The organism is Streptomyces sp. NPDC052225, from assembly GCF_040679615.1.
GTDB lineage: Bacteria > Actinomycetota > Actinomycetes > Streptomycetales > Streptomycetaceae > Streptomyces.
This window is the reverse complement of record NZ_JBFAVD010000027.1, coordinates 22,575-35,874: the sequence shown is the minus strand read 5'-3', so window position 1 is coordinate 35,874 and position 13,300 is coordinate 22,575. Positions and strand designations below refer to the sequence as shown.

At 71.9% G+C, this 13,300-nt stretch carries 11 protein-coding genes; 8 read left to right on the top strand and 3 right to left on the bottom strand.

From position 1 onward, the window contains the following. Positions 1-77 precede the first annotated feature (77 nt). Genes AB0L37_RS31005 through AB0L37_RS30985 form a run of 5 tightly spaced genes read left to right on the top strand, consistent with a single transcriptional unit; the run spans position 78 to position 6,688 of the window. Positions 78-1,916 (top strand): sugar-binding domain-containing protein, encoded by a 1,839-nt coding sequence (locus AB0L37_RS31005; RefSeq protein ID WP_365512776.1) that lies wholly within the window; start codon positions 78-80, stop codon positions 1,914-1,916. 54 nt (positions 1,917-1,970) lie between these two features. Continuing rightward, positions 1,971-3,314 (top strand): extracellular solute-binding protein, encoded by a 1,344-nt coding sequence (locus AB0L37_RS31000; RefSeq protein ID WP_365512773.1) that lies wholly within the window; start codon positions 1,971-1,973, stop codon positions 3,312-3,314. A gap of 50 nt (positions 3,315-3,364) precedes the next feature. Beyond that, positions 3,365-4,264, top strand: a complete 900-nt coding sequence (locus AB0L37_RS30995) for a sugar ABC transporter permease (RefSeq protein ID WP_365512770.1) — start codon at positions 3,365-3,367, stop codon at positions 4,262-4,264. A gap of 2 nt (positions 4,265-4,266) precedes the next feature. After that, positions 4,267-5,208 carry a carbohydrate ABC transporter permease gene (locus AB0L37_RS30990; protein WP_365512768.1) on the top strand — a complete coding sequence of 314 codons (942 nt, stop codon included), beginning with the start codon at positions 4,267-4,269 and terminating at the stop codon, positions 5,206-5,208. A gap of 43 nt (positions 5,209-5,251) precedes the next feature. Beyond that, positions 5,252-6,688: a family 43 glycosylhydrolase gene (locus AB0L37_RS30985; RefSeq protein ID WP_365512765.1), complete on the top strand. Its 1,437-nt coding sequence runs from the start codon at positions 5,252-5,254 to the stop codon at positions 6,686-6,688. On the opposite strand, the gene AB0L37_RS30980 is transcribed toward AB0L37_RS30985, so the two are convergent. Beyond that, entirely contained in the window at positions 6,676-7,500 is an 825-nt protein-coding gene (locus AB0L37_RS30980; protein ID WP_365512762.1) for a methyltransferase domain-containing protein, read from the bottom strand. The genes AB0L37_RS30985 and AB0L37_RS30980 overlap by 13 nt on opposite strands. 79 nt (positions 7,501-7,579) lie before the next feature. Between AB0L37_RS30980 and AB0L37_RS30975 the strand changes: the two genes are divergently transcribed. After that, positions 7,580-8,161: a TetR/AcrR family transcriptional regulator gene (locus AB0L37_RS30975; protein ID WP_365512759.1), complete on the top strand. Its 582-nt coding sequence runs from the start codon at positions 7,580-7,582 to the stop codon at positions 8,159-8,161. A gap of 359 nt (positions 8,162-8,520) precedes the next feature. Continuing rightward, positions 8,521-8,766 (top strand): hypothetical protein, encoded by a 246-nt coding sequence (locus tag AB0L37_RS30970; RefSeq protein ID WP_365512756.1) that lies wholly within the window; start codon positions 8,521-8,523, stop codon positions 8,764-8,766. A gap of 72 nt (positions 8,767-8,838) precedes the next feature. Here AB0L37_RS30970 and AB0L37_RS30965 read toward each other — a convergent pair whose 3' ends face one another. Continuing rightward, positions 8,839-11,049 carry an MMPL family transporter gene (locus AB0L37_RS30965; RefSeq protein WP_365512753.1) on the bottom strand — a complete coding sequence of 737 codons (2,211 nt, stop codon included), beginning with the start codon at positions 11,047-11,049 and terminating at the stop codon, positions 8,839-8,841. Between the two features lie 467 nt (positions 11,050-11,516). Between AB0L37_RS30965 and AB0L37_RS30960 the strand changes: the two genes are divergently transcribed. After that, positions 11,517-12,797 carry a phytase gene (locus tag AB0L37_RS30960; protein WP_365512751.1) on the top strand — a complete coding sequence of 427 codons (1,281 nt, stop codon included), beginning with the start codon at positions 11,517-11,519 and terminating at the stop codon, positions 12,795-12,797. Here the strand turns inward: AB0L37_RS30960 and AB0L37_RS30955 are convergent. Continuing rightward, on the bottom strand, positions 12,775-13,224 hold the full coding sequence (locus tag AB0L37_RS30955; RefSeq protein WP_365512748.1) for a helix-turn-helix domain-containing protein: 450 nt from the start codon (positions 13,222-13,224) through the stop codon (positions 12,775-12,777). The two genes, AB0L37_RS30960 and AB0L37_RS30955, sit on opposite strands and share 23 nt — an antisense overlap. Positions 13,225-13,300: the final 76 nt, after the last annotated feature.

Genomic DNA, 13,300 nt, shown 5'->3' with positions numbered 1-13,300 from the left:
CTCGCGCCGCCCGGAACGCCCTTCGCGCCGGACCGGCCGACCATGATCACGCACAGCACCGACACGCGAGGAGCACCATGCCCGTCCCGTCCCTCCCGGCTCAGCCCCGCCCCGAGTACCCGCGGCCGCAGTTCGCCCGCGCGGACTGGCTGAATCTCAACGGCGTATGGGAGTTCGAGATCGACCGCGCCGACACCGGGCTCGAACGGGGCCTGCGCGAGCGCCCGCTGACCGACCGGATCACCGTTCCGTACTGCCCGGAGTCCGAGCTGTCGGGGATCGGCGAGACGGACTTCCTGGAGGCCGTCTGGTACCGCCGCACCGTGACGGTGCCGGCCGCGTGGACGGACGCCCGGGTGCTGCTGCACTTCGGCGCCGTGGACCACGACACGACCGTGTGGGCGAACGGGGTCGAGGTGGCACGCCACCGCGGCGGCTTCACGCCGTTCACCGCCGACCTGGGCGACGTGGCCGAGGCCGGGCGGGAGTTGACGATCGTCGTGCGGGCCCGCGACAGCCGGCACGGGCCGCAGGCGCGCGGCAAGCAGGCCACCTGGTACGCCAACTCGCACTGCCACTACACCCGCACGACGGGCATCTGGCAGACGGTGTGGCTGGAGCCGGTGCCGCGCACCGTGGCCCTCAAGCGGCCGCGCATCACGCCCGACCTGGCCTCAGGCTCGTTCTTCCTGGAGTTGCCGCTGACCGGCAACGCCCCCGGTCACCGGGTGCGCGCCACGCTCCGCGACGCGCGGGGCACGGTGGTCGCCGCCGAGGCGCGCGCCGACCTCGACCTCGTGCCCCGGCTCGCCCTCGCCGTGCCCGAGGACCGGCTGCGGGTGTGGTCGCCGGGGGACCCGCACCTGTACGACCTCCTGCTCGACGTCGTCGGCCCCGACGGCGAGCCGGTCGACAGCGTGACGTCGTACGCCGGTCTGCGCTCGGTGTCGGTCGACGGCAAGCGGCTGCTCCTGAACGGCGAGCCCGTCTTCCAGCGGCTCGTGCTCGACCAGGGCTACTACCCGGACGGCCTGATGACCGCGCCGAGCGACGCGGACCTCGTACGCGACATCGAACTCGGCCTCGCGGCGGGCTTCAACGGCGCCCGGCTGCACCAGAAGGTCTTCGAGGAGCGCTACCTGTACCACGCGGACCGGCTCGGCTACCTGGTGTGGGGCGAGTTCGGCGACTGGGGCTGCGAGGTCGGCGTGCGCGACGACAACCAGCGGCCCGACGCCTCGTACGTCACGCAGTGGCTGGAGGCGGTCGAGCGGGACTACTCGCACCCGTCGGTCATCGGCTGGTGCCCGCTCAACGAGACGTACCAGACCCTGCACGACCGGATCACGCAGCTCGACGACGTCACACGGGCGATGTTCCTGGCGACCAAGCAGGCCGACGGCACCCGGCCCGTCATCGACGCGTCCGGCTACGCGCACCGCGTCCCGGAGACGGACGTGTACGACTCGCACTGCTACGAGCAGGACCCGGCGGCCTTCGCCAAGACGATGCACGGCCTCGCGGAGGACAAGCCGTTCGTCAACTCCGGTCCGGACGGGCGTACTTGGTCAGTCCCCTACCGCGGGCAGCCGTACTTCTGCAGCGAGTTCGGTGGCATCTGGTGGGATCCGCGGGCGGCGGCCGACGTCGCCGGGTCCGAGCGGGACGCGTCGTGGGGGTACGGCGAACGGCCGCGCACAGCCGAGGAGTTCGTCGACCGGTTCACCGGTCTGACGGGCGTGCTCCTCGACGACCCGGACATGTTCGGCTACTGCTACACGCAGCTCACGGACGTCTTCCAGGAGCGCAACGGCGTCTATCTCTTCGACCGCGGCGAGAAGGTCGACACCGCTCTGCTGCGCGCCGCCCAGCTGCGCCCGGCCGCCTTCGAGTCCGGGCGGCGCGACCAGGACTGATCCCGCCACCACCCAGCCATGCCCGCTCTTTACATCGATGCATGAAGGAGAACCATGACCGGCACATCCGTCCCCGTCGGTCGCCCCGCGCTCACCCGGCGCCGCGCGCTGACGGCGGCCCTCGCCACCGGCGCCTCGGCCCTCGGCGCCGGAGCGCTGAGCGGCTGCGGCAGCGCGCTGGCGTCCGACGAGTCGACCGTCCGCCTGTGGGATCCGTTCAGCGGGGCCGACGGCGGCCTGTTCAACGAGATGGCGCGCGCGGCGCGGCCCGACATGCCGGGCACCCGTATCGAACGCACCGTCCTGGAGTGGGGCACCCCGTACTACACGAAGCTCGCCATGGCCTCGGCCGGCGGGCGCGGCCCCGACGTCGCGATCGCGCACATGTCGCGCCTGGCCGGGTACGCGCCGACGGGCCTGGTGGACCCGTGGGACCTGGACCTGCTGGCCGAATTCGGCGTGCGCCAGGGCGACTTCACCGATGCGGTGTGGTCCCGTACGCAGTACAAGGGCGCCACGTACGCCGTCCCGCTCGACACCCACCCGTTCATCGTGTTCTTCCACCCGGAGCCGGTGAAGAAGGCCGGGCTGCTCACGAAGGACGGCACGCTCGACGCGGAGGCGTTCTCGTCCCCGGAGCGCTTCCTCGACGCCGGCCGCGAACTGGCGAAGGCGTCGGGCCAGCAGGGCGTCGCGTTCGGGTACGCCACCGACACCGCGCAGGGCTGGCGGCTGTTCTACGGCCTGTACCGGCAGACCGGCGGCGCGTTCACGCTCCCGGAGGGCGGTCCGGCCGAGGTCGATCCGGACCGGATGGCCGAAGTCATCGCGTTCATGGCCAAGTTGGTGGACGGCACGGTGAACCCGAAGCGGCTCGACTACGCGGCGGCGATCGCCTCGTTCACCAACCGGCAGACGGCCATGATCCTTTCCGGCGAGTGGGAGCTGGGCACCTTCAGGGCCGCGGACAAGAACGTGGGCGCGGCGCCGATGCCCACCGTGTTCGGGACGCCGGCGGTGTACGCGGACTCGCACTCGTTCGTGCTGCCGCACCGCGCGCACCCCGACGAGGAGCACCGCCGCCGCACGCACCGCACGGTGGCCGCGCTCCTGAAGGCCGGTCAGATCTGGGCGGGCGCCGGGCACATCCCCGCGTACGGGCCGGTCACCCGCACCCGCGCGTACGCCGGTCTGCTGCCGCAGGCGCACTACAAGTCGGCCCAGGACCATGTCGTGCTCGACCCGTCGGTCTGGTTCGCGGGCGCGGGCTCCGACTTCCAGAACGCCATGTCACAGGTGCTCCAGCAGGCTCTCCTCAACGGCCTGTCCCCGGACCGTGCGGCGCGCGCGATGGTGCGGCGCCTGAACACCTTCCTCGCCAAGCCGAGCCCGGCCTGACCGGCCGCCGCCGCTTCGGACCCTTCGGACCCTTCCCAGGAGGAACGACGATGTCCTCTCCCCTCGCCCGGCCCCGGGCCCTGGCGGTGCGACGGCTGGTCTCCCCCGGCCTGCTGTTCGCGCTGCCGTTCCTCGCCCTGTTCGCCGTCTTCATGCTCTGGCCGCTGGGCCAGGGGCTGTGGATGAGCCTGACCGACGCGTCCCTGTCGGCGCACTCCCCGTCCTTCGTCGGCGCCGGCAACTTCACGGAGGCGTTCCGGGACGCGGAGATGTGGCGGGCGCTCGGCCACACGGTCTGGTTCACCGCGATCTCGACGGTGCCGCTCGTCGTCGTGGCGCTCGGCATGGCGCTGCTCGTGCACACCGGCCTGCCCGGCCAGTGGGTGTGGCGGCTCGCGTTCTTCGCGCCGTATCTGTTGCCGGTCGGCGTGGTGAGCCTGCTGTGGCTGTGGCTCTACCAGCCCGATCTGGGCCTGTACAACCACCTCCTCGACGCGCTGGGCCTCGGTCAACTCGCCTGGCTGAGCGACGAGTCGGTGGCCATGTGGGCGGTCGCCCTGACGACGCTGTGGTGGACGGTCGGCTTCAACTTCCTGCTCTACCTCGCCGCGCTCCAGTCGATCCCCGACCACCTGTACGAGGCCGCCGCCATCGACGGCGCGGGGGCGTGGCGGCGCCTGTGGTCGATCACGCTGCCGCAGCTCAGCCGGATCACGGTCGTGATCACGGTGCTCCAGATCCTGGCGTCCCTGAAGGTCTTCGACCAGGTGTACCTGCTCACCAAGGGCGGGCCGAACAACTCGACGCGGCCGGTCGTCGAGTACGTCTACGACGTCGGCTTCACCGGCTACCGGCTCGGTTACGCGTCGGCGATCAGCTACATCTTCTTCGCCCTCGTCGTCCTCGCCTCCGCCGTCCAGTTCGCCGCACTCCGCCGCCGGGAGAAGTGACCATGACCTCCACCCAAGTCCCCGCCCCTCCCGCGCCGGCCCGTCACACACCCCGCTCCGTACGCCCGTTGAAGGTGCCGCGGCGTCCGGACCGGTCGCGGACGAATCTGACGCTCGGCGAGAACCGCACCGCGCGCGTGCTCGCCCTGACCGTGCTCACGATCGCCGCGCTGGTATGGCTGCTGCCGATGGCGTGGGCGGTCCTCACGGCGTTCAAGTCCGAGCAGGACGCGAGCAATCCGCTGAAGTGGCTGTGGCCCGAACACGGGTTCACGCTCCAGGGGTTCAGCAGTGTGTGGGAGCGCGGCGACCTGCCGCTGTGGATGCTGAACAGCCTCCTCATCTCGGCGGCCGTCACGGCGATCACGGTGCTGGTGTCGGCGATGGCGGGATACGCCTTCTCGCGCACGGTGTTCGCCGGACGCCGCGGACTGTTCGTCCTCACGATCGCGGCGGTCCTGGTGCCTCCGCAGATCCTGATCGTGCCGTGGTTCCGGCAGATGCTGACGCTGCACCTGCTCGACACGTACTGGGCGGTGATCCTGCCGCAGACGGTGGCGCCGGTGATGGTCTTCATCCTGAAGAAGCACTTCGACTCCCTTCCACGGGAGCTGGAGGAGGCGGCGCGGATCGACGGCGCCGGGCACTGGCGGATCTTCTGGTCGGTGCTGCTGCCGCTGTCGCGGCCGATGCTCGCCGCCGTGGCGATCTTCGTGTTCATCGGGGCGTGGAACAACTTCCTGTGGCCGTTCGTCTCCACGTCCGACCCGGACCTGATGACGCTGCCCGTCGGCATCACGTCGGTGAAGGACGCGTACGGCGTCCAGTACGCGCAGACGATGTCGTCGGCCGTGCTCGCCGCGCTGCCGCTGGTCGTCGTGTTCGTCTTCTTCCAGCGGCACATCGTCAAGTCGGTCGCGACGACGGGCCTCGGCGGCCAGTGACCCGAACGCACCGTGCCCATTACATCGATGTAAGGAGCTGATCATGCGCACCCTGCCCCGTTCCGCCCTGCTCGCCGCACTGTTCGCCCTGCTCGTCGGTCTCGTCGCGGCCCCGCAGGCCGCCGCCGAGAGACCCGCGGCGGCCGCCGCGGGCACCTTCCGCAATCCGCTGAACTCAGGGCCCGACCCGTTCCTCGCCTACGCGAACGGGGCCTACCACCTCACCACCACCCAGGGTGACAGCATCAAGATGTGGCGCTCGCCGTCGCTCGGCACGCTGCTCGACACCGACCCGATCACGGTGTGGACCGACAGCGACGCGTCGCGCAACCAGCACATCTGGGCCCCGGAGTTCTACCGCTTCGGCGACCGCTGGTACCTCTACTACACCGCCGACGACGGCACGGACGACCATCACCGCCTGTACGTCCTGGAATCGGAGCGGGACGACCCGGCGGGCCCGTACCACTTCAAGGCGAAGCTCACCCCGCCCAACCACCCGAACGACTTCGCGATCGACCCCGGCATCCTCCGGCACAACGGCCGGCTCTACCTCGCCTACAGCGGCATCAACCCGTACCAGCACAACGGGCTCAACATCGCGCCGCTGTCGAACCCGTACACCGTCTCCGGCGACGCGGTCGCGATCGACGCGGCGGGCGGCTGCCCCGAGGTCCGCGAGGGCCCGGAGTTCCTCAACCGCAACGGCCGTACGTGGATGACGTACTCGACCTGCGACACCGGCAAGCCCGACTACCAGGTGTGGATGATGTCCCTGGCGAACGGCGCCGATCCGCTGGTGCCGGGCAACTGGAAGCAGCACGCCGGGCCGGTCTTCTCGCGCGCCGACGACCGCGGCGTCTTCGGCCCCGGCCACCACGCCTTCTTCACCTCCCCCGACGGCACCGAGGACTGGCTGATCTACCACGCCAAGACCACGTCGGCGTACACGTACACCAACCGCACCACCCGCGCCCAGAAGATCAGCTGGAACGCGGACGGCAGCCCGGACCTGGGCACGCCGCTCGCGATGGGCGCGACCCAGAACCTGCCGTCCGGCGACCCCGGCTCGGGCAACCACTGGGTCAACGACGACGGCCGCTCCAGCGGCGACGCCACCCTCGCGTACACGGGCACCTGGAACTCCGGTACGGGCTGCGGCACGCAGTGCTTCTGGGGCGACGACCACTGGAGCGACCGGGCGGGCGCCACGGCGACGTTCGGCTTCACCGGGACGCGGATCGCGCTGCTCTCCGTACGGGACACGGGCAACGGCATCGCGGCGATCAGTGTCGACGGCGGCCCCGAGCAGCGCGTCGACTTCTACGGCGCGATCCGCACCGGGGAGACCGTGCAGTACCTCAGTCCCCGGCTGCCGAGCGGCCGGCACACGCTGCGGGTCCGGGTGACCGGGGAGCACAACGCGTCGTCCGGCGCGTCGTTCGTGAGCGTGGACCGGGCGGAGGTCTACACGGACTGACGGGCCTGACGTGCCGCCGTCACCGCCACCGTCGTGTACGGCATCGTGAAGGCGCCGCCGACCGCGTCGACCGCGGCGCCCATGCCCTCCAGGAGCCGGGCGAGTTGCTCCGGTGTGTGCTGCCCCGCCTCGCCGCTGGTGCGGATCTCCTCCAGCCAGGCGTCGCGGGTGCGATGCCGCTCCCAGTCGACGCGCCACTCCTCCGGTTCGCCGAAGGCGCCGGTGTCGCGGATCGCGCCGGACACCGTGCCGAAGATGGTTCCGTACGCGTCGATGACGGATCGCGACCAGGGGTTGCGCGGGGCGTCGGGCAGCGCCCGCATGTAGGCGGCCGAGAACGCCTCGGCGAGCTCGGGGCCGGGCCGGGTGGTGTTCCAGAACAGGGCGAGACGGCCGCCGGGGCGCAGCACCTCGGCGGCCTTCGCGGCGCCCGCGACGGGGTCGACCCAGTGCCAGGTCTGCCCGGCAACGACCGCGTCGAAGGTGCGCCCCCGGGCGTCCCAGATCTCGAACGGGGCGACCTCGACGGTGACTCCGCGCTCCCTCGCGAAGTCGGCCATGCGCGGGTCGACGTCGACGCCGAGCACCGTGCAGCCCGCCGCCTGGAGGGCGCGGGCGGCGATGCCGGTGCCGCAGCCGACATCGAGGACATCGGGTCCGGGCGCCGCGGCGGCGATCCGCTCGATCAGGGCGTCGGGGTAGCGCGGGCGGGTGCGGTCGTAGCGTGCGGCGTCGGCGCCGAAGGACTCCGCCATGGCCCGCGCCTTGTGCGGTTCGTTCGGCTCGTCTGCCGGTACGGGGTGAGTGGGCATGCGCCCACCCTAGTGGGCAGGTGCCCACTCGTCTACGGTTGGCCCAGTCGACGAAGGAGACGTGCAGGTGCCGACGGGTGTGGCCATTCAGGATGTGCGCGCGCAGCTCTTCGACGCGGCCGAGCGCGTTCTGCTCCGCGATGGCGCGGAGGCGCTGACGAGCCGGGCCGTCACCACGGAGGCGGGCTGCGCCAAGGGCGTGCTCCACCGGCACTTCGCGGACTTCGACACCTTCCTCGCGGAACTCGTCCTCGACCGGGTCGGCCGGATCGCCGACCGCTCCGCGGCCCTGGGGGCGGCGGCCGGCTCGGGGTCCGTGATCGAGCACCTCACGGAAGCCCTGACCGACTTCTTCGGCCCGGTCGCCCTGTCGATGGTCGGCCTGATCACCTTCCGCGACGGGCTACGGGCCCGGCTGCGCGCGGCCGGCCAGCCGGGCATCCCGGTCCTGACGCAGGCGTCGGCGACGGTCACCGCATACCTGGGCAGGGAACGGGAGTTGGGCCGCATCGCGCCGACCGCCGACGTCGACACCCTCGCCCTCACCCTGATCGGCACGGGCCACTTGCTGTTCGCCGGCCGCGACGAGGGCCGCCCCGCGGCCGAGGACGTACGCAAGGTCGTCACTTCGGTGCTCACGGGCGTCCTCACCGGGGCCTGAACCCCCGCCCTGGCACAGGCGATCGACCGGACAACCGTTTGAGGGGGTTCGGGCCGATGCCCGTCACCCCGGCACGAGCCCGTCGGTTGAGGTCGGTGACGCGCCCCGACCCGACTGCGGGAGTGCGTCCTGGCGGCGGTCACGACACTGTGCGGGTGTGTTCGACGTGACCGCCGCCTCACTTGTTCCCCGCCGCGTCGAAGCTCGACATGCCGTGCTCCAGCCCGAGCGGACGCCGACCGCAGCGGAGGACTGGCAGATCGGACACCACATGTCGCCGTTCCGACCCGAGGGCGGGGGGCGACCGCCTCCACGGGGTGCCCTTCGAAGCGTGACCGCTCCGGCGTAGCCTCCCGTGCATGAACGGACTGCTCCCCCTGCTCGTGGTCTTCGGCGGGTTCGCCGCTGTGCTCGTGGGTTTCGTGTGGCTGGCGCGCCGGGTGCGGCGGCGGGGGACGGCCGGTGGGGCGGTCGGGGCGGCGCTGGCCTCGTGGGAGGAGGCGTTCCGGGTGACCGCTCATGAGGCGCACGTCGAGGTGCAGGCGCAGGCGCGCAGGCAGGCCCCGGTTCTCTCCCCCGACGGGAAGTGGCGGCCCACTCGCTGACCTGTGTGCCACGACGGCGCGGGCCCCCTCCGGTGGTCGGAGGGGGCCCGCGCCGTCGTGAAGGGGCTGGGATCAGCCGCGTACGGGCTCCAGTTCGCGGTCGTCCTCGGTGGGCGACACGGTCGAGAGGTTCTTCTGGAGCTTCTCGCCCTCGACGTCGACGTTCGGCAGGGCCTTGTCGAGCCAGCGGGGCAGCCACCAGGCCGACTTGCCGAGCAGGGCCATGACCGCGGGCACGAGGGCCATGCGGACGACCCAGGCGTCGAAGAGGACGGCGACGGCGAGGCCGAAGCCCATCATCTTGATCATGTCGTTGTTCTCCATGATGAAGCCGGAGAAGACGCTCATCATGATGATCGCGGCGGCGCCGACGACCCGGCCGCCGTGCCTGAAGCCGGTCACGATGGCCTCGCCGGGGCGCGCCCCGTGCACGTAGGCCTCTCGCATGCGGGTCACGAGGAAGACCTCGTAGTCCATGGCGAGACCGAAGACCACGCCGATCATGAAGATCGGCATCATCGACATGATCGGGCCCGGCTGGTCGACGCCGAAGACGTCCGCGAGCCAGCCCCACTGGAAGACCGCGACCACGGCGCCGAGCGCCGCCGCCACCGACAGGAGGAAGCCGAGCGCCGCCTTGAGCGGGACCAGGATCGAGCGGAAGACCAGCATCAGGAGGAGGAAGGCGAGGCCGACGACCAGGAGCAGATACGGGACGAGCGCGTCGTTCAGGGTCTGCGAGAAGTCGATCGTCATGGCCGTCTGGCCGGTGACCAGGACCTCGGAGTCGGTCTGCTCGCCCAGCGTCTTCGCCTCGCCGCGGATCGTCTTGACGATCTCCTCGGTCTTGTGGTCGCTCGGCCCGGAGGTCGGGACGACCGTCATGATGGCGGTGTCACCGGCCGGGTTGACCTGGGCCGGGGCGACCGCGGCGACGCCGTCGACCTTCTTCAGCGACGCGGCGACCGTCTTGGCGGCGCCCTCCGCGCCCTTGCCGTCGACGGTGACCATCAGCGGGCCGTTGAAGCCCGCGCCGAACGACTCGGACAGCATGTCGTACGCCTTGCGCTGCGTGCTGTCCGGCGCCGAAGTGCCCTCGTCCGGCAGGCCGAGTTCGAGGCTCGCGGCCGGGACCGCGATCGCGCCGAGGCCCAGCACACCGACGACGAGGACCGCGAGCGGGCGGCGCAGCACGAAGCGGGACCAGCGGGTGCCGAGGTTCGGCTTGCCCTCCGGGGCGGTCTGCCCGGAAGCGGACTTCTTGCGGTCCTTGCGGCGCAACACCTTCTTGCCGGCGAAGCCGAGCAGCGCCGGGATCATGGTGAGCGCGATGACCACGGCGATGGCGACGGTCGCCGCGGCGGCCAGGCCCATCTTCGTGAGGATCGGGATGTTGACGACGGACAGGCCGGTGAGGGCGACGATGACGGTGAGGCCCGCGAAGACGACCGCCGAGCCGGCCGTGCCGGTGGCGCGGCCCGCCGCCTCCTCGGGTTCGCGGCCCTCGGCGATCTCCGCGCGGTAGCGGGAGACGATGAACAGGGCGTAGTCGATGCCGACCGCGAGGCCGATCATCGAGGCCAGCGTGGACGTGGTGCTGGACAGGTTCAGGACGCTGCCGAGCGCCGCGATGCCGGAGACGCCGATGCCGACGCCGATGATGGCGGTCAGCAGCGGCATGCCCGCCGCGATCATCGAGCCGAAGGTGATGACGAGGACGATCGCCGAGATGGCGATGCCGATCATCTCGGCGCTGCCGCCCATCTCCTGCTCGGCCTCGACGGCGTCGCCGCCGGTCTCGACCGTGAAGCCGGCGGCGCGCGCGTCGTCGGTGGCCTTCGTCAGGGCCTCGTGGGCCTCGTCGGACAGCTCGGTGCCGGCGACCTTGTACGTCACGGACGCGTAGGCGGTGGTGCCGTCCTTGCTGACGGCGTTCGCCTTGTACGGGTCGGCGACCGAGGCGACCTCGGGGCCGTCGCCGAGCGCGGTCACCAGCTTCTTGACGTCGGTCTTCTGCGCCGGATCCGTGAGCTTCTCGCCCTCGGGGGCGCGTATGACGACGCGGGCGGTGGCGCCCTCGGCGCTGGCCGCGGGGAACTTCTGCTCGAGGAGGTCGAAGGCCTTCTGCGACTCCGTGCCCGGCATGGAGAAGGAGTCGGCGGGCGGGGCCGGCGCGGCCGACGACGCGTAGCCGATCCCGCCGAGCAGCAGCACCCACAGCAGGGCCACATAGCGGCGGCGTCGGAAGGACAGCCGCCCGAGTTTGTAGAGGAACGTAGCCACGGCGAAAGGGGCTCCCGTCGGGGTCGAAGGCAGGATCGACCACCCGGCGGTGCGTCGTCGCACGTCAGGGAGGTCGGCAGGATCGTGCCTCTATCGTCTCCGCTCCGATGCGCCCCCAGGTCAGCCTGAGAGCCGGACTCCGCGCCCGTGTCTGATGTAGTCGGCGGCACGCGGTGTCATACCTGGGGAGGAGCCGTGTCGGATACGTGTAGACCCCCGGGTGGAAGGATCCCCCCAGGGGGCACCGGGGTCGGGCCGTCACGGCAGGGCCGCACGTGCCGGTCGGCCGGCTCCCTTGCCGACCGTGACCACGCGCACGCGCGATCCGTGGTCGCGGACGCCCTCCCGCGCTCCGGCAGCCGCGAGTTCACCTTCCGTACGGGGCCGGGTCACCCGCCGCACCCCTCGCACTCACACCAAGATCACAGGATGCCTTCGCCATGTTCCCGACACGAAGGAGTCCGTACGTGGCCCCGCACCGGACCTCCCTGCTCGCCCTCGCGACGGCCGTCGCCGCGCTCGCCGTGACCGCCGCGGCGCCCGCCCAGGCCGCCTCGTCGCTGCCCTCCGTGACTCCGCGCGCCGAGACGCCCGCGCTGCACGACGACGAAGCGGGCGGCGACGCCGATGCCGACGACCCGGCGATCTGGCGCGACGCCGCCGACCCGGACCGCAGCCTGGTCATCGCCACCGCCAAGAAGGGCGGCCTGCGCGTGTACGACCTGGACGCCCGCGAGGTGCAGTCCCTGCCGGCGCCGGCCGCGCCGGGTGCGGACGACGCACCGGGCCGGTTCAACAACGTCGACCTGGTGCGCAGCGCGCGCCTCGCCGACCTCGCGGTCACCAGCGACCGCGGCAGCGACCGGCTGCGCGTCTACCGCATCGACCGCGACCGCCCCGGCGGTCCGCTGACCGACGTGACCGACCCGAAGGCGCCGACGATCTTCTCCGCCTCGCAGGACGAGGTGAACGAGCAGCGCACGGCGTACGGGCTCGCCACCTGGACGGATCCGGCGTCGGGCCGCTCGTTCGCGATCGTGAGCCAGCGCGAGCGCACGCGCCTGGCCGTGCTGGAGCTGACGGCCCGCCAGGACGGCACGGTCGGCTACGCGAAGGTCCGCACCCTCGACCTGCCCGACACCTTCCGTCTCCCGAACGGCACCTCGTGGACCCCCTGCAACGAACCCGGTGAACTCCCCCAGGTCGAGGGCATGGTGGTCGACCCGGGGACCGGCACCCTGTACGCGGGCCAGGAGGACATCGGCATCTGGCGGCTGCGCGCCGACCTCACCGGGACGCCCCAACTGATCGACAAGGTCAAGGAGTTCGGGGTCCCCGGCACCTACGACGAGGCCACGGAGGAGTGCACGGCGGGTGCCGACCCGGGCTACGGCGGCTCCCACCTCACCGCCGACGTCGAGGGGCTGACCCTGGTCACCGAGAAGGACGGCGACGGGCTGCTGCTCGCCTCCAGCCAGGGCGACAACACCTTCGCCGCGTACGACCGCGAGGTCTCCGACGACAACGAGTACGAGGGCGGCTTCCGCGTCACCCCGGCCTCGGCCACGCTCGACGGGTCCGAGGAGTGCGACGGCGCCGCCGCGCTGAACCAGCCGCTCGGCCGGCGCTACCCGCACGGCCTCCTGGTCGTCCAGGACGGGCACGACGCCCCCGGTGACGCCGACCGCCCGTCCACGAACTTCAAGTTCGTCGACCTCGGCACGGTCACCTCGGCGATCGACGACTGACCACCGGTTCACCCCACGGCGCTTCGAGCGCGGCCCGGAGCGCGGTGACCGCCTCCGGGCCGATGCGCTCGGCGAGGTGCGCCTCCAGCCGGTCGAGGGCGCGGCGCGCCCGGTCGTGGGCCCGGCGTCCCGCGGCGGTGCGGCGGATCAGCCGCTGCCGCGCCGACGCGGGGTCCGGCCCCTGCTCCAGCAGCCCGGCGGCGACCAGCGCGTGCACGGCCTGGTGCACGGTCTGCCGGGTGACGCCCATACGGCGGGCCAGCTCCGAGACGGTGGTGCCGTCCTCGTCGAGCGCGGCGAACAGCTGCATCTGCGCCGGTGTCACCGCCGGTTCCCCACCGTCCTCCATGGCCGCGAGCAGGCCCTCCTCGAACCAGCGCCGGGCCTCACCCAGGAGCTGCGGCAGATCACGTCGCGTCTCGGTCATGCGTTCCTCGCTGTACGGCCGCCGCTCGTCCGGCACTTGCCCATCCCTCGTTCCGCGTGTCAGGGTACCTGACGTA

Bases quoted from the DNA above. Each gene is read 5' to 3' on its own strand.
- AB0L37_RS31005 (WP_365512776.1), top strand. From the start codon at position 78: ATGCCCGTCCCGTCCCTCCCGGCTCAGCCCCGCCCCGAGTACCCGCGG.
- AB0L37_RS31000 (WP_365512773.1), top strand. From the start codon at position 1,971: ATGACCGGCACATCCGTCCCCGTCGGTCGCCCCGCGCTCACCCGGCGC.
- AB0L37_RS30995 (WP_365512770.1), top strand. From the start codon at position 3,365: ATGTCCTCTCCCCTCGCCCGGCCCCGGGCCCTGGCGGTGCGACGGCTG.
- AB0L37_RS30990 (WP_365512768.1), top strand. From the start codon at position 4,267: ATGACCTCCACCCAAGTCCCCGCCCCTCCCGCGCCGGCCCGTCACACA.
- AB0L37_RS30985 (WP_365512765.1), top strand. From the start codon at position 5,252: ATGCGCACCCTGCCCCGTTCCGCCCTGCTCGCCGCACTGTTCGCCCTG.
- AB0L37_RS30980 (WP_365512762.1), bottom strand. From the start codon at position 7,500: ATGCCCACTCACCCCGTACCGGCAGACGAGCCGAACGAACCGCACAAG.
- AB0L37_RS30970 (WP_365512756.1), top strand. From the start codon at position 8,521: ATGAACGGACTGCTCCCCCTGCTCGTGGTCTTCGGCGGGTTCGCCGCT.
- AB0L37_RS30955 (WP_365512748.1), bottom strand. From the start codon at position 13,224: ATGACCGAGACGCGACGTGATCTGCCGCAGCTCCTGGGTGAGGCCCGG.